This is a genomic window from Mycobacterium sp. ACS4331, from assembly GCF_001667265.1.
Taxonomy (GTDB): Bacteria; Actinomycetota; Actinomycetes; order Mycobacteriales; family Mycobacteriaceae; genus Mycobacterium.
On the sequence record NZ_LZHW01000009.1, the window covers coordinates 75,535 to 95,814 of the forward strand.

The 20,280-nt window shown below is 69.3% G+C and carries 18 protein-coding genes; 8 read left to right on the forward strand and 10 right to left on the reverse strand.

Features of this window, described 5'->3' with window-relative positions; genetic code table 11:
* Nucleotides 1-741: a 1-acyl-sn-glycerol-3-phosphate acyltransferase gene (locus A5727_RS02325; protein WP_082949558.1), complete on the reverse strand. Its 741-nt coding sequence runs from the start codon at nucleotides 739-741 to the stop codon at nucleotides 1-3.
* 209 nt (nucleotides 742-950) lie between these two features.
* Here A5727_RS02325 and A5727_RS02330 point away from each other — a divergent pair, with 209 nt between their 5' ends.
* Nucleotides 951-1,727, forward strand: a complete 777-nt coding sequence (locus tag A5727_RS02330) for a crotonase/enoyl-CoA hydratase family protein (protein ID WP_068243803.1) — start codon at nucleotides 951-953, stop codon at nucleotides 1,725-1,727.
* 102 nt (nucleotides 1,728-1,829) lie between these two features.
* On the forward strand, nucleotides 1,830-2,687 hold the full coding sequence (locus A5727_RS02335; RefSeq protein WP_068243806.1) for an arylamine N-acetyltransferase family protein: 858 nt from the start codon (nucleotides 1,830-1,832) through the stop codon (nucleotides 2,685-2,687).
* On the opposite strand, the gene A5727_RS02340 is transcribed toward A5727_RS02335, so the two are convergent.
* Nucleotides 2,688-3,761, reverse strand: a complete 1,074-nt coding sequence (locus tag A5727_RS02340; RefSeq protein WP_068243809.1) for an acyl-CoA dehydrogenase family protein — start codon at nucleotides 3,759-3,761, stop codon at nucleotides 2,688-2,690. It lies immediately after the preceding gene.
* Nucleotides 3,758-4,954: an acyl-CoA dehydrogenase family protein gene (locus A5727_RS02345; RefSeq protein ID WP_197507563.1), complete on the reverse strand. Its 1,197-nt coding sequence runs from the start codon at nucleotides 4,952-4,954 to the stop codon at nucleotides 3,758-3,760. The genes A5727_RS02340 and A5727_RS02345 overlap by 4 nt, the downstream gene beginning before the upstream one ends.
* A gap of 36 nt (nucleotides 4,955-4,990) precedes the next feature.
* Here A5727_RS02345 and A5727_RS02350 point away from each other — a divergent pair, with 36 nt between their 5' ends.
* The 4 genes from A5727_RS02350 to A5727_RS02365 all read left to right on the forward strand — a co-directional run bounded on the left by A5727_RS02350 (nucleotide 4,991) and on the right by A5727_RS02365 (nucleotide 8,484).
* Nucleotides 4,991-5,935, forward strand: coding sequence for a helix-turn-helix domain-containing protein (locus A5727_RS02350; RefSeq protein WP_502687646.1), 945 nt, complete (start codon nucleotides 4,991-4,993; stop codon nucleotides 5,933-5,935).
* Nucleotides 5,935-6,456, forward strand: coding sequence for a dihydrofolate reductase family protein (locus tag A5727_RS02355; protein ID WP_068243811.1), 522 nt, complete (start codon nucleotides 5,935-5,937; stop codon nucleotides 6,454-6,456). The genes A5727_RS02350 and A5727_RS02355 overlap by 1 nt, the downstream gene beginning before the upstream one ends.
* 220 nt (nucleotides 6,457-6,676) lie before the next feature.
* Nucleotides 6,677-8,173 (forward strand): class I adenylate-forming enzyme family protein, encoded by a 1,497-nt coding sequence (locus A5727_RS02360; RefSeq protein WP_068243813.1) that lies wholly within the window; start codon nucleotides 6,677-6,679, stop codon nucleotides 8,171-8,173.
* Between the two features lie 8 nt (nucleotides 8,174-8,181).
* Nucleotides 8,182-8,484 (forward strand): hypothetical protein, encoded by a 303-nt coding sequence (locus A5727_RS02365; protein WP_068243818.1) that lies wholly within the window; start codon nucleotides 8,182-8,184, stop codon nucleotides 8,482-8,484.
* A gap of 116 nt (nucleotides 8,485-8,600) precedes the next feature.
* Here A5727_RS02365 and A5727_RS02370 read toward each other — a convergent pair whose 3' ends face one another.
* From A5727_RS02370 to A5727_RS02380, 3 genes are all read right to left on the reverse strand, one after another.
* Nucleotides 8,601-9,788: a thiolase family protein gene (locus A5727_RS02370; protein WP_068243825.1), complete on the reverse strand. Its 1,188-nt coding sequence runs from the start codon at nucleotides 9,786-9,788 to the stop codon at nucleotides 8,601-8,603.
* Between the two features lie 274 nt (nucleotides 9,789-10,062).
* Complete coding sequence (locus tag A5727_RS02375; protein ID WP_068243827.1) at nucleotides 10,063-11,541, reverse strand: aldehyde dehydrogenase; 1,479 nt, start codon at nucleotides 11,539-11,541, stop codon at nucleotides 10,063-10,065.
* 42 nt (nucleotides 11,542-11,583) lie between these two features.
* Entirely contained in the window at nucleotides 11,584-12,363 is a 780-nt protein-coding gene (locus A5727_RS02380) for a class I SAM-dependent methyltransferase (RefSeq protein ID WP_068243829.1), read from the reverse strand.
* Nucleotides 12,364-12,428: 65 nt separating this feature from the next.
* Here A5727_RS02380 and A5727_RS02385 point away from each other — a divergent pair, with 65 nt between their 5' ends.
* Nucleotides 12,429-13,589: a glycosyltransferase family 4 protein gene (locus tag A5727_RS02385; protein WP_068243832.1), complete on the forward strand. Its 1,161-nt coding sequence runs from the start codon at nucleotides 12,429-12,431 to the stop codon at nucleotides 13,587-13,589.
* On the opposite strand, the gene A5727_RS02390 is transcribed toward A5727_RS02385, so the two are convergent.
* Both A5727_RS02390 and pgfA read right to left on the reverse strand, forming a co-directional pair.
* The gene (locus A5727_RS02390) at nucleotides 13,556-15,277 is read right to left on the reverse strand and encodes an MmpA family trehalose lipid delivery protein (RefSeq protein ID WP_231991923.1); all 1,722 of its coding nucleotides are present in this window, start codon (nucleotides 15,275-15,277) and stop codon (nucleotides 13,556-13,558) included. The two genes, A5727_RS02385 and A5727_RS02390, sit on opposite strands and share 34 nt — an antisense overlap.
* The gene (pgfA, locus tag A5727_RS02395; protein WP_068243835.1) at nucleotides 15,274-16,500 is read right to left on the reverse strand and encodes a cell envelope lipid trafficking protein PgfA; all 1,227 of its coding nucleotides are present in this window, start codon (nucleotides 16,498-16,500) and stop codon (nucleotides 15,274-15,276) included. The genes A5727_RS02390 and pgfA overlap by 4 nt, the downstream gene beginning before the upstream one ends.
* Nucleotides 16,501-16,631: 131 nt before the next feature.
* Between pgfA and A5727_RS02400 the strand changes: the two genes are divergently transcribed.
* Nucleotides 16,632-17,831, forward strand: a complete 1,200-nt coding sequence (locus tag A5727_RS02400; RefSeq protein WP_231991924.1) for an acyltransferase family protein — start codon at nucleotides 16,632-16,634, stop codon at nucleotides 17,829-17,831.
* 4 nt (nucleotides 17,832-17,835) lie between these two features.
* Here the strand turns inward: A5727_RS02400 and A5727_RS02405 are convergent, their stop codons facing one another.
* Together A5727_RS02405 and A5727_RS02410 are read right to left on the reverse strand one after the other, a co-directional pair.
* Nucleotides 17,836-19,293, reverse strand: a complete 1,458-nt coding sequence (locus tag A5727_RS02405; protein WP_068243838.1) for an AMP-binding protein — start codon at nucleotides 19,291-19,293, stop codon at nucleotides 17,836-17,838.
* Complete coding sequence (locus A5727_RS02410) at nucleotides 19,293-20,270, reverse strand: phosphotriesterase family protein (RefSeq protein WP_068243841.1); 978 nt, start codon at nucleotides 20,268-20,270, stop codon at nucleotides 19,293-19,295. Before A5727_RS02410 ends, A5727_RS02405 begins: the two co-directional genes overlap by 1 nt.
* Nucleotides 20,271-20,280: the final 10 nt, after the last annotated feature.

The following is a 20,280-nucleotide window of genomic DNA, read 5'->3' on the forward strand; positions in this document are numbered from 1 at the left end:
TCAGCCGATCACCGGGAAACGGCGCTCCCGCGCCAACTCGTCCAGGGCGCGCTGCATGACGCGGCGCACGTGCGCGTCGACCTCGTCGATGTCGGGGTCCTCCCCGAACTGCGCGACGATGTCGATCGGTTCGAGCACCTGCTGGACGATCTTGGTGGGCAGCGGCAGATTCACCGGCACCACCGCTGACAGACCGAACGGGAAACCGAACGACAGCGGAAGGATCTTGGCCCGCACCAGTTTGTCGAGGCGCAGCAGCTTGGCCAGCTCGGTGCCACGGGACAGGAAGAGCTGGCTCTCCTGGCCGCCGATACCCACCACCGGCACGATGGGCACACCGGCATTGAGTGCGGCCGTGATGTAGCCCGTACGCCCGCCGAAGTCGATCTTGTTGCGCGCCGTGGTGGGACGGTAGACGTCGTAGTCGCCACCGGGGAAGACCACGACGACGCCACCCGAGCGCAGGGCCTCGTCGGCGTTGCGGTGGTTGGCGGGGATGAACCCGGTCCTGCGGAAGAAGTCGGCCGTCGGACCTGTGAACATCAGATCGAAGCTCAGCGTGTACACCGGCCGGTCATAGCCGAAGTGGTCGTAGAAACCCGTCGCGAACACCGGGACGTCCATGGCGAAGATGCCGCCGGAGTGGTTGCCGACCGCCAGGGCGCCGCCAGCCGGGAAGTGCTCGAGGCCGCGGACCTCCGAGCGGTGCCACAGCTTGGTCAGCGGCCGGATCAGGCCCATCACGGTCTCGGTCAGACCGGGATCCCATTTGGTGATCTCGCCGGAACTGATCTCGACTTCGTCGACGTTGGTCGGGCTCACAGCGTCCCCCTGGGGCCGAATTGAAACGTGTTCTAGTTTTGATGGTACCGATCCGACGGGTGTTGTCGACAATTCCGTTGGTCGGGGGAACCCCTGAATGGGCTTACCGTACCGTTTACGATGGCGATGTGAGCGAAGAGAGCACCGAACCCGCAGTTCTTGTCGAACAGCGCGACCGCATCCTGATCGTCACCATCAACAGGCCCAAGGCCAAGAACGCCGTGAACCTGGCCGTCAGCCAGGGACTCGCCGACGCGATGGACCGCCTCGATTCAGACCCGGGTCTGTCCGTCGGCATCGTCACGGGCGCCGGGGGGTCCTTCTGTGCCGGTATGGATCTCAAGGCGTTCGCCCGCGGCGAGCGCTGCGACATCGACGGGCGGGGCCTGGGCTTCACCCAGCGCCCGCCGGACAAGCCGCTGATCGCCGCGGTCGAGGGCTACGCCCTGGCCGGCGGCACCGAGGTGGCACTGTCCACCGACCTGATCGTCGCCGCCAACGATTCGGCCTTCGGCATCCCCGAGGTCAAGCGCGGTCTGGTCGCCGGCGGCGGCGGCCTGCTGCGCCTGCCGCAGCGCATCCCGTACGCGATCGCGATGGAGCTCGCCCTGACCGGCGACAACCTGTCGGCGCAGAGGGCGCATGAACTCGGCCTGGTCAGCGTGCTGGCCGAACCGGGCAAGGCGCTGGACGCCGCGATCACGCTCGCCGAGAAGATCACGGCCAACGGGCCGCTGGCCGTGGCCGCGACCAAGAAGATCATCGTGAAGTCCCGGTACTGGGGCGACGAGGAGCAGTGGACCGAGCAGATGAAGATCCTCGCTCCGGTGTTCATGTCCAAGGACGCCCAGGAGGGGGCCGTCGCCTTCGCCGAGAAGCGCGCCCCCAACTGGACCGGCACCTGATCTGACACCCGGTTGCCGAGGGACCTGACTCCTCGGCAACCGGGAGATCGGTGTCGAAAACTCGCTTGACCTCAACCGGGGTTGAGGCGGCAGCATGGCCGCATGGTCACAGAGGCACTGCGGGTTGAGTCGACGGTCGACGTCGGCGACTACCTGGCGCGCATCGGCTGGGCCGGGCCGGTCGCGCCCACACTGGACGTGCTGCGCGCCCTGGTCAGCGCACACCTGCGCCACATCCCATTCGAGAACCTCGACCCGCTGATGGGCATTCCGGTCGGCGATCTGAGTGTCGAAGCGCTCTTCGCGAAGATGGTGCACCGGCGCCGCGGCGGCTACTGCTTCGAGCACAACGGCCTGTTCCGCCACGTGCTCGAGAGCGTGGGCTTCGCCGCCGACGCCCTGACGGCCCGCGTGGTGTGGCGCAATCCCGACGGTGTCGATGCGACACCGGGCCCGCTGACGCACCAACTCCTCGCCGTGCGCGTACCGGGTGTGACCCAACGGTATGTGGTCGACGTCGGCTTCGGCGGCCAGACGCTCACGGGGCCCATTGAATTCAGGCCGGGCGCGGTGCAGCAGACTCCGAACGAGCCGTACCGGATCGGCACGCACGCGGGCGACTTCGTGCTTGAGACGCAGATCGGCCACACCTGGCGACCGCTGTACCTCTTCGCCGACGAACCCCGACCGCTGATCGACCTTGAGGTCGGAAGCTGGTACGTCTCAACGCATCCCGAGTCGACGTTCGTCTCCGGCCTGAGCGCGTCGATGATCGTCGACGGCGCGCGGTGGAATCTGCGGGGCCGAAACCTCGCGGTGCACAGCGTCGGCGCCCCCACCGAGCACATCCGGCTGGCCAACGCGTCTGAGGTGCTCGGGGTGCTGATGAACACCTTCGGCCTCGATGTGGGTGGGATCGGCGACGTGCACGCCAGAATCACCGAGGTTCTGGACGCCTGATCAGTGCGCCCAGGTCAACGCGTCCCACAGGGTCCCGTCCGAACCCGCGGCCGCGTCGAATGCGCGCCGGCCCAGCCGGCGCGCATAGTGACCCGTGCTTCCGAACTCGGTGATCCAGCTGTGCGCGCGGTGGGTCGCGGACCACAGCTGATGCTCCATCGTCACGCCGATCGCGCCGTGCAGCTGGTGCGCCGTGGTGCTCACGGCCGGAACCACGCGGCCCAGGGTGACCTTGGCCAGCGTCACCGCGTAGTCGGCCTGCGCGCTGTCGAAGCCGTGATCGGCCACCGCCGCCACCGCGAGTGTGGCTGTGGCGCGAGCCCTTTCGATCTCCCCGGCCATGCCGGCGAGGGAGTGCTGGACGGCCTGGAAGCGGCTGAGTGGACGGCCGAACTGCACCCGCTCACGGGTGTGTGCCACGGTCATCTCGGCTGCCGCGTCGAGCACACCCATGATCTGTACGCAGCGCGCCCACGCGCCGCGCCGGATGAGTTCGTCGGCTACGGCGGGGCCGCAGGCTGCGGCATCCGCGGGCACCGTGACGCGCACCAGGTCACGGGGTTCGCCGGCCAGGTTGTGCCCGTCGGTGATGTCCAGTTCGTCGGGACGCGCGACCGCCACCCGCAGTCCGTCGTCGGTGCGGGCCGCGAGCACCACCGCGGCGCTGGCCCGGGTCCAGGGCACACCGCGCGCGGTGCCGTCGGCGTCGACGATGGCCAGGGTCAGCGGCCCGGCCTCCGGTACCGGCACCTCCGCGGTCTGCGCGAGCCAGGCGGCGAGCAGATCGGTTTCGGCAACGGGTGCGGCGACGCAGTGCCTGGCCAGGCCGCGCAGCACGATGGCGGCCTCGGTCGCGCCCGCGCCGAGATCCGCGGTCGTGGTCAGCCGACTCAGGCCGGTGTCCTCGAGTGTGGCCCAGGCCTCGGAGTCGAAGGACTCCGGCAGGCCGCGCTGCCCGATCCGGGCGTCGAACGACCTGCGGCCGATGTCGTCGACGAGGGCGCGCAGATCGCTGTGCTCGTCGGAGGATTCGTCGCCTGCGGCGAAGACCCCGCCGGCCAATGCGTCACTCATCGCAACCCCATCCCGCGTGCCACCACACCGCGCAGCACTTCGTTGGTGCCACCGCGCAGCGTGACCATCGGCGAGTGCACCCGCGCGATGTCGAGCATCGCCCGTAACCGGTCCCGATGCGGTGACTCCTCGTCGAGGTGGTCCAGCAGATCGGTGACCAGGTTGACGGAGTCCTGCTCGAACCGGGTGCCCAGATCCTTGACCAGGGCGGCCTGGTTGGCGGCCGACTCGCCGGCGGCGAGCGCGCGGGCCACCGACACCGACAACTGCCGCAGCGACACCAGCCGGGCGACCAGATCGCCGACCGCGGCCGCGCCGGCATCGGACGACTGCGGCGCCAACGCGCGGATCGCCGCCAGAATCACTGTGACCGTGGACAACACCCGTTCGGGCCCGCTGCGCTCGAAGGACAGCTCGGCCGTCACCTGATGCCAGCCGTCACCGATCTCACCGAGCACATCGGCGTCCGGGATGAACACGTCCTCGAAGATGGTCTCGTTGAAGTGGTGCTGACCGTCCATCGACACGATCGGGTCGATGGTGACCCCACGTGCATCGGTGGGCACCAGGAACTGGCTGAAGCCGGCATGGCGATGATCGGGGTCGGGCGGACTGGTGCGGGCCAGCACCACCACCTGATGGGCCAGATGTGCGCCACTGGTCCACACCTTGCGCCCGTTGAGCACCCACCCGCCGTCGGCGCGTGTCGCGCGGGTGGCCGCCGCGGCCAGGTCGGAACCCGACTGGGGTTCGCTCATGCCGATCGCCGAGTAGAACCGGCCCGCAGCGATGCGCGGCAGGATGCGGTGTCGCTGCTCCTCGTTGCCGTAGGCCAGCAGGCCGGGGGCAACCTGGCGGTCAGCGATCCAGTGCGCGGCCACCGGGGCACCTGCGACCAGCAGTTCCTCGGTCACCACATAGCGGTGCAGGTGACTGCGCCCGCGGCCGCCGTACTCGGTGGGAATCGTCAGGCCCAGGAATCCTGCGTCCCCGAGTCGCGCACTGAAACCCTCGTCCCAGGCGGACAGCCAGGTGTCCACGCCCGGTTCCCAGCCGTACTCGGCGCGGTCGGCGGACAGGAAGTCGCGGATGGAGGCACGCAGTGCCGCCAGTTCGGGTTCGTCGGCGCACAACGCGTCGAAACTGCTCACGGAGATCAATCCTTGCACGCGTGGCGCAGCATGAATCGTCATGTTCACCGCGGGCCGCGCGCGGAATACTCGGTCAACGTGAGCGCAGAACCGTTGGTGGGAGCCGGACGAGACCGACTGCGGGAACTGCTCGACGCGGTCGTACCGGGCGACGAGGGCGTCGCCGCAGTGCCGGACATGGCGCGCCGCAGCTGTTCGTCGGAGTTCCACTTCTCTCGCGAGGTGCGGCGATTGACCGGGGAACCGCCCGCGGCGCTGCGGCGCAGGATCATGCTCGAGAGGGCCGCATGGCGGCTGGGACGCGGTGAGGGTGTTGCGGCGGTCGCCGAGGCCGAGGGCTGGTCATCGCCCGAGGTGTTCTCCCGGGCATTCCGGCGCAGTTTCGGCATCCCGCCGTCACAGGTCGCGGAGTCGGGGCGCGGCTTCCGACTGCCCGCGCCCAACGGCCTGCACTTCCACCCGCCCCAGTCGCTGTGGATCGACGCCGAACCGGGCAGCCATCCCGACGCGGCGGTGTCGCGGCTGATGATCGATCACGACATCGCCGACACCGCACACCTGATCCAGCGGGCTGCACTTCTGTCGAAAGAGCAGTGGACACAAGAGATCTCACCGGGTCAGGTGGTGCTGGACTGGGACGGCACCGAACCCAGCGTCGGCGCGGTGCTGGGCGCGATCGTGTGGACCAAACAGGTGTGGTTGGCCAGCATCGAGGGCCGCGACCAACCCGCACGGGAGCACACCGATCCAGCGGCGACGACGCCGCAGGCACTGGCCGCCCACCACGACGACGTCAGCCGTCGATGGCTGGCCATGGTCACCGAGGTGACGGCGCGGGGACGGTTGTCCGACACCGTGATCGACGCACTGTGCGATCCACCCGAGTCGTTTCAGCTGTTCGGCATCGTCGCGCACGTGCTGACCTACTCGGCGCACCGCCGTGAACTCGCGCGGACCATGCTGGCGCGTCTGGGCGTGCCCGCGGGTCTGGGCGATCCCCTGGACTGGATGAGGAGCCGTTGATGTCGACCGTGTACTTCACCGCCGCGAGCCTGGACGGATTCATCGTCGACACCGATGACAGCCTCGACTGGTTGACGTCCCGGGCCGTCGACGCCGATGGCCCGTTCGGGTACCAGGCGTTCATCTCGACGGTCGGCGCCCTGGTCATGGGCTCGAAGACCTACGAATGGATTCTGGGCAACCAGCCCGGCGAGTGGATGTACACCCAGCCCTCGTGGGTCATGACGCATCGGCCCGAGATCATCGCCCCCGGCCATCCCGTCCGAACCTTCGCCGGGTCAGCGCAGGAACTGCATCCACGTCTGGTCGACGCCGCGAGCGGTCAGGACGTCTGGGTCGTCGGCGGGGGAGAGGTGGCCGCACAGTTTGCGGCCGCCGGCCTGATTGACGAGATGATCGTGACGTATGCGCCGTGCACACTGGGCGCGGGAGCGCCCCTGCTGCCCGCCAGGTCGGAGTGGGTGCTGGCCGATGCGGGGGTCAACGCCGACTTCGTGTGCGCGCGCTGGCGGCGGGTGTAGGTCTCGCGCCCTGCGCAGGCTCACCGAGATTGCCGTCAGGGCTGTTGTTTGCGGCGCCGAACGACCCTCACTGCACTCTCGAGGGAACCACGGCTGCTCGGCGATCTCGCCGGGGCGGCGGCGGAGGCTGTTTTTGACCCTTCTGGCAGGCCGAGACCCTGTGGTTTAATCGGAGAATCATGTTCTTCGAATTCGAAAACGCCACTCCCCGGCGGTGGCGATGAGCATCTCACTGCTGTTGGAGATGGCCCTGTCCGGTGATCCCGATCGGGTCGCCGTCGTTTCGGACGATACCCGGTTGACCACTCAGGAGCTCTCCGATCTCGCTGACGGGGGCGCGGGCGTGATCGCGGAGGCCGGCGCCGAGCACGTGGTCTATGTCGGCATGGGGGGCGCGCTGCTGCCGCTGCTGCTGTTCTCGTCGGCCCGCGCGGCGCGGGCGTTCACCCCGATCAACTACCGCCTGTCGGCCGAGGGGATCCAGGCGCTGATCGAGCGGCTGCCCAAGCCGTTGGTGATCGTGGATGAGCGCTACCGCGACATGGTCGGGGACGCCGGTGTGGCGGTCATGGAGTCATCGGAGTTCCTGGCCGCGGCCTCATCGGCCGATCCGGTCGCGGAGTTCGCCGATCCCGACGACGTCGGTGTTGTGCTGTTCACCTCGGGCACCACGTCGGCACCCAAGGCCGTCGAACTGAGCCACAACAACCTGACGTCCTACATCACCGGCACGGTCGAGTTCGGTGCGGCCGAACCGACCGATGCCGCCCTGATCTGTGTGCCGCCCTACCACATCGCCGGTGTCTCGGCCGCGCTGTCGAATCTCTATGCGGGCCGAAAGATGGTGTACCTGCCCAACTTCGACGCCGCCGAGTGGGTGCGTCTGGTGGAGGCCGAGGGCGTCACATCGGCGACTGTGGTGCCGACGATGCTGGACCGGATCGTCACGGTGCTCGAAGCCGGCGGTCATGATCTGCCCACCCTGCGCAATCTGGCCTACGGCGGATCCAAGGTCGGTCTGCCGCTGGTGCGCAAGGCCCTCGGACTGCTGCCGCACGTCGGTTTCGTCAACGCCTACGGGCTGACCGAGACCTCGTCGACCATCGCGGTGCTCACGCCCGACGATCACCGCGCTGCGCACGGCAACGCCGACGAGGAGGTGGCCCGCCGCCTGGGATCGGTGGGGCAGCCCGTCCCCGGAATCGAAGTGCAGATTCGCGACGAGGCCGGCAACGTCCTGGGCCCCGGCGAACCCGGCGAACTGTTCGTCCGCGGTGAGCAGGTCTCCGGTAAGTACACCGGCATCGGTTCGGTCCTCGACGAGGACGGCTGGTTCCCCACGAAGGACATCGCCGCGCTCGACGCCGACGGGTACCTGTTCATCACGGGCCGCTCCGACGACACCATCATCCGGGGCGGGGAGAACATCGCGCCCGCCGAGCTCGAGGATGTGCTGATCGAGCATCCGCACGTGCATGAGGTCGCCGTCGTCGGTGTCGAGGATGCCCAGTGGGGTCAGGCGATCGTCGCGGTCGTCGTGCCCGTCGCGGGCATCGACCCCGATCCGGAGGAACTGCGTGAGCATGTGCGCGGTCAGTTGCGTGGGTCGCGCACCCCCGACCGGGTGGTGTTCGCCACCGAACTGCCCACCAATGCCACCGGCAAGCTGTTGCGGCGGGAGATCGTCGCGAGTCTGCAGGACACACAAGACAAGTAGGAGGCCCCATGGGTGTTAAGAACGGCACGCGTCTGCAGAGTCAGGTCGACGACACGCAGGTGATCGTGGTCAAGACCTCCGACGCGCTCGACGACCTGCGGTGCGGCGGAACGCCCATGGTCGCCCTGGACGCCGAGAAGTCCGGTGGCGAGATCGATCCCGCGTTCGCCGACGGCACCGCGATGGGCAAGCGCTACGTCGACGACTCCGGCGCGGAGGTGCTGGTCACCAAGGCCGGCAAGGGCACGCTGTCCATCGGCGCCACCGCGTTGACCCTCAAGGAGGCCAAGCCGCTGCCCGCCAGCGACTGACCGGCGAGAAGAGCCTGCAAGACACAAAACCCCAGGTCGGCTGTTCACCAGCCTCTTCTCGAAGCAACGGAAACGCCGCCCCGGGGAACCGGGGCGGCGTTCTTCGTATGTCGGGGTCAGACGACCTCGATCACCATCGCGGCGCCCATGCCGCCGCCCGCGCACATCGACAGCACGCCGATGCCGCCCCCGCGACGACGCAGTTCGTGGATGGCCGAGGTGACCATGCGCGCGCCGGTGGCCGCGATCGGGTGGCCCAGGCTGATGCCGGATCCGTAGACGTTGACCAGATCCTCGTCGAGGCCGAGCTGCCGGGTGCAGGCGACGGCCTGAGCGGCGAAGGCCTCGTTGATCTCGAACAGCGCGACGTCGGAGATCTTGCGACCGGCCAGCTCGAGGGCCTTCGGGATCGCGTAGATCGGGCCGCTGCCGGTGCGCTTGGGTGCCACCCCGACCTGCGACCAGGACAGCACGTGGGCCAGCACGTTCTGCTGCGTCGTCGGCGCGGCGAGTGCCACGACCGCCGCGGCGTCATTGGTGCCCGACGAGTTGCCCGCCGTCACCGAGAAGCCCTCGATCTCCGGGTGCAGGACCTTCAGGCCGGCCAGCGTCTCCATCGACGAGTCGCGGCGGGGGTGCTCGTCCTGGGCGAAGGTGATGGTCGAACCGTCCTGCTGGGGCACCTCGATCGGCACGATCTCGTCGACGAATGAACCCGCGTCGATGGCTTTGACGGCGCGCTGATGGCTGCGCAGTGCCCAGGCGTCCTGATCCTCGCGGGTGATGCCGTATTCCACCGCGCAGTTGTGCGCGACGGTGATCGACATGTCGTACGGCGGGGCGTCCGGCGAATTCAGTGGGTTGGCCATCGGGGCCCACCGCTCGAAGTCATCGGCCTCCTTGCCGGAGGTGAACGCCTTGCGCTTGAGGAACTGCGGCATGTTCGACAGCGACTCCATGCCGCCGGCCAGGATGGCGTTGCTCATGCCCGAGGCGATCTGCCCGGCGCCGAAGGCGATCGCAGCCAGGCTCGAGGCGCACTGCCGGTTGACCGCGGCGCCCGGAATGCTCTCGAAGCCCAGGTCGACCGCGATGTAACGGGCGCTGTCGCCACCACCCTGCAGGCTCTCGGCCAGGATCAGGTCGTCGAAGGCCGACACCTCAAGGCCCGAGCGTTCGACCGCGGCCGCCACGATGGGCTTCGCCACCTCGGTGGGCTGCATGTTGGCGAGGGTGCCCTTGCGTGCCGTGCCGATCGCACTGCGGGCGGCGGCGATGATCGCGGCCTTGCTCTGTCTGGTCATTGGCTCTCCGGGTTTCGACGGCCTGAGAATGGCATATCAGTTTACAGAGAACGATATTACCGTAACGCTGACGGGAGTGAAATGGTCCGCGTCCCGAGGGTGGGCGCACCGCCCCCAACAGCGCGAGCAGACGCAGAATCGCACGTTCGGTGGCCGAAACCGGCGATTATGCGTCTGCTCGCGGGTCCTTCGCGGCTCCTTCGTCGCCGCTCGGACTCAGTCCTCGGCTGAAGTGGACTGAGCTCCTTCGCGGCTCCTTCGTCGCCGCTCGGACTCAGTCCTCGGGGGTGTAGCCGAACGGCAGCAGCACGCTCTTGGACTCGCAGTACCCCGCGATGCCCTCGGGCCCGCACTCGCGGCCGACGCCGGAGTTCTTGTACCCGCCGAACGGCGCGCCCGGATCGAAGGCGTACATGTTCACGCCGTAGGTGCCGGTGCGGATCTGCGACGCGATCTCGAGGGCCTTCTTGTTGTCGGTGGTGTACACCGAACCCGCCAGGCCGTAGACCGAGTCGTTGGCGATGCGCACGGCATCGGCCTCGTCCTCGTAGGGGATCACCACGAGCACGGGTCCGAAGATCTCCTCCTGTGCGATGGTCATCGCATTGTCGACGTCGGCGAACACCGTGGGCTGCACAAACCAGCCACTGTCCAGGCCCTCGGGCCGGCCGCCGCCGGTGACCAGACGAGCACCCTCCTCGAGACCCTTGCGGATGTAGCCCTCGACGCGCTCACGCTGCTTCTCGCTGATCAGCGGGCCGACGGCGGCACCCGGATCGTCGGGCAGGCCGACCGGCATGGCGCCGACGGCGTTGCCCACCTTCTCGACGACCTCGTCGTAGCGGGACCGCGGCGCCAGGATGCGGGTCTGGCCGACACAGGCCTGGCCGGTGTTCATCAGGCCCGAGAAGATGAGCATCGGCAGCGTGGAGTCCAGGTCTGCGTCCTCGAGGATGATGGCCGCGGACTTGCCGCCCAACTCCAGCGTGCACGGCTTGAGCCGCTCGGCCGCGATCTTGCCGATCTCCTTGCCGACCGCGCTGGACCCGGTGAAGGTGAACTTGTCGATCTCGGGGTTGTCGGTCAGCGCGCGCCCCGTCTCGGGGCCGCCGGGCACCACCGACAGCACGCCCTCGGGCAGGCCGGCCTCGGCGAACACCTCGGCCATCAGGTTCGTGGTCAGCGGGGTCTCAGCCGCGGGCTTGAGCACGATGGTGCATCCGGCCAGCAGGGCTGGGCCCAGCTTGTTGGCGGCCAGGAAGAACGGGACGTTCCAGGCGACGACGGCGCCGACCACGCCGATGGGCTCCTTGAGGACCAGGGTCTGGCCGTAGGCGCCGTCGCGGATGTCCTTCCACGCGAACTTGTCCGCCGCCGAGGCGTAGAACTGCAGGGTCGACATCGCCGCGCCGTACTGCATCATGTCGACGATGGTCTGCGGCTGACCGGTCTCGAGCTTGAGCAGAGTCTTGAACTCGTCGGCGCGCGCCTCGATCAGTTCGAGGGCCTTGGCCAGCACGGCCTGCCGCTCATGCGGAGTCTTCCGCGGCCACGGTCCCTCGTCGAAGGCCTTGCGGGCCGCGGCGAAGGCCGCGTCGACGTCGGCCTTGGCGGCCAGCGGCACCTGGCCGACCTTTTCTCCGGTGGCGGGCGAGAAGACCTCGATGACCTCGGAGGTGCTCGGCGAGACCCACTGTCCACCGATGAAGAGTTTGTCGTACTCGGTCTTGATGGCCGACGTCGTCTGTGTCATAGCGCAAACACTACCCACCCCGTCAAGAAACGAGAACCTGTTTCAGTCCGACGCCGCCGGGGCGCGAAGGACGAGCACCAGATTGCTCACCAGGAACTCCCGCAGCACCGGCACCGCGGTCATCCACCAGGCCCATCGCGGGTGGTAGCGGGGGAATGCGGCCAGAACCGCGCCCGTGCTGTGCGCCCATTCCAGGCCATCGGCGGCCGACACCGCGAACAGTGACGATCCGTAGTTGTTCTTCGGTGGGTGGCCGTGCCTGCGGGTGTAGCGCTCGGCCGCGCGGGCACCGCCCAGATAGTGCGTCAAACCCATCTCGTGCCCGCCGAACGGGCCCAGCCAGACGGTGTAGGACAGGATCACCAGCCCGCCGGGCCGGGTCACCCTCAGCATCTCCGCACCCATCCGCCACGGCTCGCGCACGTGCTCGGCGACATTCGACGACAGGCAGATGTCCACGCTGGCGTCGGCGAACGGCAGCGCCATCCCCGAGGCGCGGACGAAGCTGCCGGCGCTGCGCTCGAGCGTGGGCGCGGCGTGCATCTCGCTCTCGTCGGGTTCGACGCCGACATAGTGCAGACCCCGCGCGGTGAACGCGTCAGCGAAGTATCCGGGCCCGCCGCCCACGTCGAGCACCGTGCGCCCGACCGGGGCGCGGCCGTGATGGGCACCGGCCCACAGGTCGACGACCATGGCCGCGGTGTCCTCGGCCAGGGCGGTGTAGAAGCGGGCGGGGTCGCTCTGCTCATAGCGGAACTCGCTCAGCAGCCGCACCGATCTGGCCAGCGTCGCACGCCTGGAGAAGATGCCGGTGATGCCCACTGGGTCACCCTACGCAGCGCTCGCGGCTGGGGATACGGGTCCCGGTCCAGCTACTCTGGGGTGCGATGTCTGCCCCCGCCGTGCGATCCGTGCTCATGCTGTGCTGGCGTGACACCGGGCACCCCCAGGGCGGTGGCAGCGAAGCCTACGTGCAGCGCATCGGTGCGCACCTGGCCGCGTCGGGGGTCCGCGTGACGCTGCGGACCGCTCGGTACCCCGGGGCGCCGCGGCGCGGTGTCATCGACGGTGTCCGGATCTCCCGCGGAGGCGGGCCCTACTCGGTGTACATCTGGGCCGGCCTGGCCATGGTGGCGGCGCGGTTCGGACTGGGGCCCCTGCGGCATGCCCGCCCGGACGTCGTGATCGACACCCAGAACGGCATCCCCTTCCTGGCCCGGCTGGCCTACGGACGCCGCTCGGTGGTGCTGGTGCACCACTGCCACCGCGAACAGTGGCCGGTGGCCGGACGGCGTACCGGAAGGTTCGGGTGGTTCGTCGAGTCGTGGCTCTCACCCCGACTCCACCGCCGCAATCAGTACGTCACGGTCTCGCTGCCCTCGATGCGCGATCTGTCCGAACTCGGTGTCGATCCCCGGCACATCGCCGTGGTGCGCAACGGCCTCGACCCGGCTCCCGAGGCCACGCTGACGGCGCCGAGGTCGGCCGCACCCCGGCTGTCGGTGCTGTCCCGACTGGTGCCGCACAAGCAGATCGAGGACGCCCTGGAGGCCGTCGCGGTGCTGCGGGAGCGGATCCCGGGCCTGCACCTCGATGTCGTGGGCGGTGGCTGGTGGCAGCAGAACCTGGTCGACCACGCCGCGGCGCTGGGCATCTCCGACGCCGTCACCTTCCACGGTCACGTCGACGACGTCACCAAACATCATGTCGTGCAACGCTCGTGGGTGCACGTGCTGCCCTCTCGGAAAGAGGGGTGGGGGTTGGCCGTCGTCGAGGCCGCACAGCACGCCGTGCCGACCATCGGCTACCGGTCCTCGGGCGGCCTGACCGATTCGATCGTCGACGGTGTCACCGGACTCCTCGTCGACGACCGGGCTGAACTCGTGGCCCGGCTCGAGGATGTGCTGTCCGACCCGGTGCTGCGTGACGAGTTGGGCCGCAAGGCCGCCGCCCGCTGCGCGGAGTTCTCCTGGGCGCAGAGCGCAGAGTCGATGCTGGAGGTGCTGGGCGCGGTTCAGGACGGTCGCCGCGTCAGCGGTCTGGTCTGAGCCCCCCGGATCAGGCCCAGAGCCCCGGCGATCAGCACCGCCAACCAGACGGCGTGCGCCGCGATCAGCAGGCCGCGCCGGGGATTCGGCACTGGCGCGGGTGCGCCGTCGACACGGTACAGCCGCATCTGTCCGTCGGCGTACTCCAGCGACAGCCGCTCCAGAGTGTCTGCCGCCGAACCCATTTCGCCCTCGGAGTCGGCTTCGACGACGACCCAGCCGACACCGAGCTCCGCGAGGCGGGCGGGGTCGCCGCCGCTGAGCAGCAGATCCTGCACCGCGCGGGCGTCGCCACCCTCGCCGCGCACCGTCTGACCGGAGATCGCCAGGTCCCCGGTGGTCAGCACCTCGGCGTCGAGCCACCGCGGCAGCGGGTCCAGTACCGGAGCGGATCCAGCCCAGTCGAACCGCCGCATCGAGTCGGCGGGCAGTACCGCGACGACGTGCGGATCGGCGCCGATCCTCTCGGCCACCGCGGCCCATCCCGGCGGGTAGTGCACGGGCCGAACCGAACCCCACACCCCCCACATCAGATCGGGCAGGACCGCGATCACTGCGGCGCACAGCGCCGCGGCCGTCAGCGCCGGACGTGCGCCGAGTCGCCAGCGCGACAGCGTCACCACCGCGCCCGCGGCGGCCACCGCGTAGCCCGGCATGGCCAGCGCCACCCATTTCTGCCCGTCGCGCAGGACACCCAGGCCCGGGAACGCCGAGGAGGCCGCCTCGACCGCGGCCACCCCGGAACCCGTCGCCAGCAGCGCGGGCATCAGCACCGCGGCCGCGGCCAACGCCACCAGGCCGAGTGCCGAGCGTCGCCGCAGCACGGCCGGGAGTCCCAGCGCGACGACGGCCACCAGCACCGCGGTCGCGGCCAGGGCGAACAGCGTGGTGCGGGATCCAGGCACGGCCTGGGCGTTCCAGATGCCCGCCAGTCCGGCCAGGCTGCCGAGGGTGCCTAACCCGGGCTCGGCGCGGGCCGCGAACGCGGCGGTGCCCGCACCGGAGGAGTCATAGGTGGCCAGCGAGTCCGAGACCGCGGCCGCGACCAGCCACGGCAGCGCACACAACACCGCGATCACGCCCGCACCGGCCGCGCACCGGAGCCGGCCCGTACCGGGCCCCGGCGAACTCACGCAGACGAGCGCGACGACGAGGGCCAGCAGCAGACCCGTCGGGGTGAGGCCGGCCAGCGCGATCCAGAACGCCAAGGCCGCCCACCCGGCCAGTCCGCCCTGACCGGCGCGCAGGCGCAGCATCGCGACGGCCACCCACGGCAGGCAGCCGTAGCCGACCAGCAGGCTCCAGTGCCCCTGCAGAAGGCGTTCGGCGACGTACGGATTCCAGATCGCCACGGTGGCCGCCACGAACTGTCCCGGCAGGCCCACGGCGGGCAGCACGGTCTCGGCAAGCCGGGCCGCGCCCCAGCCGGCGAACCACAGGCCGGCGATCAGCAGCGCCTTGACCAGAATCCCGCCGTCGAGGACCGCCGAGACCAGCGCCACCAGAAAGTCCTGCGGCAGCGCGCGCGGGGCGGCCTGGGACAGCCCGAGCGCGGCGTCGGTCAGGTGCGAGCGCGGCGTGGACACCGCGTCGCGCAGCAGCAGATATCCGGGCCCCAGAAGCGGGGCGGTCACGGCGAGCGCGAGCACCAGCGCGTACGCGGGCACCGCCGCGCGTCGCCAGGTCACGGTTGGTTGGGCGGGCCCTGCTCGCGATGCAGATCCGGCCGCTGCGCCGGGAGTTTCTCGGTTTCGGCCTCCGCCGCGGGCATGGGACCGGTGTCCTCGCCGCGTCGGCTCGCGAAACCGCCGAAGAACCCACCCTCGTCGCGGTCGAGGCCCGGATCGATCAGTTCGGCCTCGGCGCGCAGCCCGAACGAGCCGAGCAGCGCCCCTGCCACCAGCGCGATCAGGCCGGCCGCGGTGAACGTAATCGGCAGGATGCGTGACCACAGCGCGATCTTGTCCCGCTCGTCACGGGCGGCGGCCACCTGGTCCTCGACGGTCTCCTGGGTGGAGGTCACCTTGTAGTCGACCAGCGCCACCTCGGGCCGCAGTTCGTCGCGCGCGTAGTAGTGGTTCGCGTGCTCCTCGGCCCGGACGATGGTGCCCGAGACGGGATCGACCCAGAACGTGCGCTGCGCGGCGTAGAAGCGCTGCATCGTGATGCGCTCGTCGGGCTCGCCCGGCACACCCCACTGCGAGGCCAGCGCCGTCACCTCGCTGTCCACCTCGTCGTCGTACAGCGACGCGTACCTGATCGGCTTGACCAGCTTGCCGTCGGCGTCGTAGCCGACGTTCTGGGTGAACCGGTAGGTGGTCAACCCGTTGACGTCCTCTTCGCCCTCGTAGTTGGCGTCGAAGGCCTTCTGGGCGATCGGATCGAAGAACGGATAGGTCTTCTTCTCGGTGTTGAACGGGAACCGGTACGACAGGCCCTCATGGGGCAGCGCGATGTTGGTGGGCGCCTTGGTGTCGTCGATCGAGCGCGGCTTCTGCACCGAACCGCCGGGATGCGTCTCGTCGGAGACGGCCTCGGCGGTGGACCGGTCCAGTGTCACGGTGTCGACCATGGCCAGCAGCAGGCCGTTGTCCTTCTGCTTGTCCGAGCGTCGCACCGAGGTGCCCACCTGCAGGGTCACCACATCGGCGTTGGCCGGGGACTCGACGCTGATCTGCTGCTGGGACACCAGCGGCACGTTCTTGTCGATGACGAAGTTCTCGCGGCTCAGCGATTCGGGGTCCAGGGCGCTTCCGGTGCCGTTGCTCACCAGCGTCGCGTCGAGATCCAGCGGAATCTTCTGGATCCTGCTCGCTGTGTAGGTCGACAACAGCAGGGCGGCGATGAGAAGGGCGGCTCCGAGCCCCAGCAGGCCGCACGCGGCCACACGCAACGTCACTGCACGGTTCAAGGCGCGCGTACCTTCCTTCCGGTCCGGGCAGTCGAGGCAAACCCGTTCGAACCCTAACAGCAGACCCTAAGGCCCAGGCTTATCGTCGGGTCTTGGTGGCCCGTCAGCCGGGTGCGGGCACACTGGGTGCGGTGAGCAGCAGTGTCGACGGAGTGGCGCCCGTCCCCGGACGGGTGGGCGGAACCCGCAGCTTCCTGCCGCCGGTGGAGGGTCTGCGGGCGTGCGCGGCGATCGGCGTCGTGATTACGCACGTCGCCTTCCAGACCGCGCAGACCAGCGGCGTCACCGGGCGGCTGTTGTCCCGGTTCGACCTGGCCGTGGCGGTGTTCTTCGCACTGTCGGGTTTCCTGCTGTGGCGCGGTCACGCGGCCGCGGCGCGCGGGCTGCGGCACCGTCCGCCGACCGGGCACTACCTGCGCTCACGAATCGTGCGGATCATGCCCGGCTACCTCGTGGCCGTCGTCGTCATCCTGCTGCTGCTCCCCGACGCCATCGGCGCCAATTCCACAGTGTGGCTGGCGAATTTAACGCTGACGCAGATCTACGTGCCCCTGACGCTGACCCCGGGCCTGACGCAGATGTGGAGCCTGTCGGTCGAGGTGACCTTCTATCTGGCGCTGCCGTTCCTGGCACTTCTGGCCCGCCGCCTGCCCGTGCGGGCCCGGATTCCGGTGATCGCCGCGGTCGCGGTCATCAGCCTGGGGTGGGGGCTGCTGCCGATCGAGACCGCCGAGGGCATCAACTTCCTCAACTGGCCGCCGGCCTACGCGTCGTGGTTCGGCGCGGGGATGCTGCTCGCGGAGTGGACCGTCAGCCCGGTCGGGTGGATGCACCGACTGGCCCGCCGGCGCTGGGTGATGGCGCTGATCGTCGCCGTGGCCTATGTGATCTCGGCCTCGCCGCTGGCCGGACCGGAGGGGCTGACCCCGGCCACGCTCGGGCAGTTCGTGGTGCGCACCGCGATGGGCGCCATCATCGCCTGGGGTCTGTTGGCGCCGCTGGTGCTCGACCGGCCCGACACCGACCACCGCATCCTCGGCAGCCCCATCATGGTCACCCTGGGGCGGTGGTCCTACGGCCTGTTCGTGTGGCATCTGGCCGCGCTGGCGATGGCCTTCCCCGTGGTCGGCAAGTTCGTCTTCAACGGTGCCATGCCGGTGATTCTGACGCTCACCCTGGTGTTCGGGTTCGCGATGGCCGCCGTCAGCTATGCGCTGATCGAGAACCCGTGCAGGCAGGCGCTGCGGAACTGGGAGCGCCGCCGCGCGGATCGCATCGCCCCGCTGGACAGTTCGGCCGACGACACACCGGAGCCCGCGATCGCCCGGTGAGGCGTCAGTCCGTCCGCGCCGCGATGACCTGATCGCGTACGGCCGAGCGGCGGGCCTTGCCCGCGTCGTCGCGCAGGGGCCGGTCGACGAACTCGACACTGCGTGGCACCTTATGCGCCTCCAGGCGCTGCCTCAGGTGGTCCACGACCGCATCGACATCCAGACCGGACCCCGGCGCGGCCTGCACCAGGGCGTGCGGCACCTGACCCAGGTCCTCGTGCGGAATGCCGACCACCAGGGCCGACAGCACGCCGGGATGCTCGTTGAGGACGTTCTCGATCTCGGCCGGGTAGGTGTTCTTGCCGCCGACGGTGAACATGTCGACGCGCCGGTCGGACAAGTAGAGGAAACCGTCCTGGTCGAACCAGCCGAGGTCGCCGATGGATTCCCAACCGTCCCGCGACTTCGCGGTCGCACCGATGTAGCGGTAGGTGGGCGGGCTTCCCGGTGCGGCTCGCATGTAGATCTCACCCACCTCGCCCGGTGCGCACTCGTGGCCGTCATCGTCGAGCACCTTCATCTCACCGGCCACCACGATTCCGACCGAGCCGCGGTGGGTGAGCCACTGGTCACCGGAGATGAACGTCAGCGCCTGAAGTTCGGTGCCGCCGTAGAGCTCCCACACCGCCTCCGGCCCGACGAGCTCGATCCAGGCCTCCTTCACCGCGGGCGGGCACGGTGCGGCCAGATGCCAGAGTCGGCGGATCGAGCTCAGGTCGTACGCGTGTGGATCGGCGCGATACACCGGAAGCAGTCGCTGCATGATGGTCGGCACGGTCGCCAGGAAGCTCACCCGGTGTTCGGTCACGAGCCGGAGGAACTCGTGCGCGTCGAAGCGGGGCATCACGATCAGGTGGTGGCCGAGCAGCAGCCCCGCCACAGCCACCGTGAATCCGGTGTTGTGGCTCATCGGCACCGAGATCAGCTGTACATCGTTGTCCTGCGCGCCGAGCGGGAAACCGAGCAGAGCAGAGACCCGACTGTCTCCGCCGGTCTCGATGAGCTTGGGCCTTCCGGTGCTTCCACCCGAGGCCATGGCCTTCCAGACCGGTGAAACCGCTTCGGGCAGTGCGGCATCCGAATGCTGTGGACCGGGCGTGAACCCGGGTGGCACGTGAGGTGTCCGGCCGCGGGGATCGCTGCGGCCGACGAGCAGCGCGCGCTCCCTCAGGTCCAGGATCGCCGCCAACTCGTCGTCGGGCATGGCCGGAGCCAGCGGCTGGGGCACCGCGCCGAGCTTCCAGCACGCGATCGCCGCCTCGATCCACTCGATCGAGTTGGGCAGTGAAATCGTGACGTAATCGTCTTGTCCCACACCGAGTTCGGCGAATGCCCTGGCCAGCCGATTGGTCGTCGCGTCCAGTTCGGCCCGGGTCACGGTTCGGCCCTGGCAGGTGATGGCGGGTGCGTCGGGGGCGGCGGTCGCCAGCGCCGTCAGCTGCGTGGGGATCGGGTCGGTCATCAGTATCCGCCCTGCGCGCTGAAGATCCGCCGCGGATTGTCCACCAGCATCGTGGTGATCTGCTCCTCGGTGACGCCGCGCTGCCGAAGCGCGGGCAGCACGTCGTTGTGGATGTGCAGGTAATGCCAGTTGGGCAGGACCACCGGCACGGCCTCCTCGGGCAGCCAGTCGATGAAGCACGACGCGTCGTGCGAGAGCACCATCTTGTCGGCATGCCCGCGCTCACACATCTTGGCCACGGTGTCGACCCGTTCGGGTGTCGGCAGGTACACGTCCGCGCCGAACCGGTCCATGCCGAGGTAGGACCCGCCCGCGATGATCTCCTCGAGGTAGTCGAGGTCGGTGGAGTCGCCGGAATGCCCGATCACGACGCGGGACAGGTCGACGCCCTCCTCGGCGAAGATGCGCTGCTGGTCCAGGCCGCGCCGGGACGCGGCGTGCGTGTGGGTCGAGATGGGCACCCCCGTCTGGCGGTGGGCTGCCGCGACGGCCCGCAGCACACGGTCGACTCCCGGCGTGACGCCCGGTTGATCGGTCGCGCACTTGAGCATCGCCGCGCGGACGCCGGTGCCTGCGATGCCCTCGGTGATGTCGCGGATGAACAGGTCGATCATCGGGTCGGGGCCGGGCAGTGCCGTGCCGGGGCCCTGGAAGTGGAAATACATCGGGACGTCGTTGTAGGTGTAGACGCCGGTGGCGACGACGATGTTGAGGTCGGTGGCCTCGGCGATGCGCGCGATGCGGGGGATGTAGCGGCCCAGGCCGATCACTGTGAGGTCGACGATGGTGTCGACGCCGCGTGCCTTGAGGGCGTTGAGCCGCGCGATGGCGTCGCGTTGGCGCGCCTGCTCGTCGCCCCAGATCCCGGGGTCGTTCTGCATCATCTCGGGGGAGAGCACGAAGACGTGCTCGTGCATCAGCGTGACCCCGAGGTCACCGGTGTCGATCGGGCCGCGGACGGTGTGGACCTGTGTCACCTCAGTGATG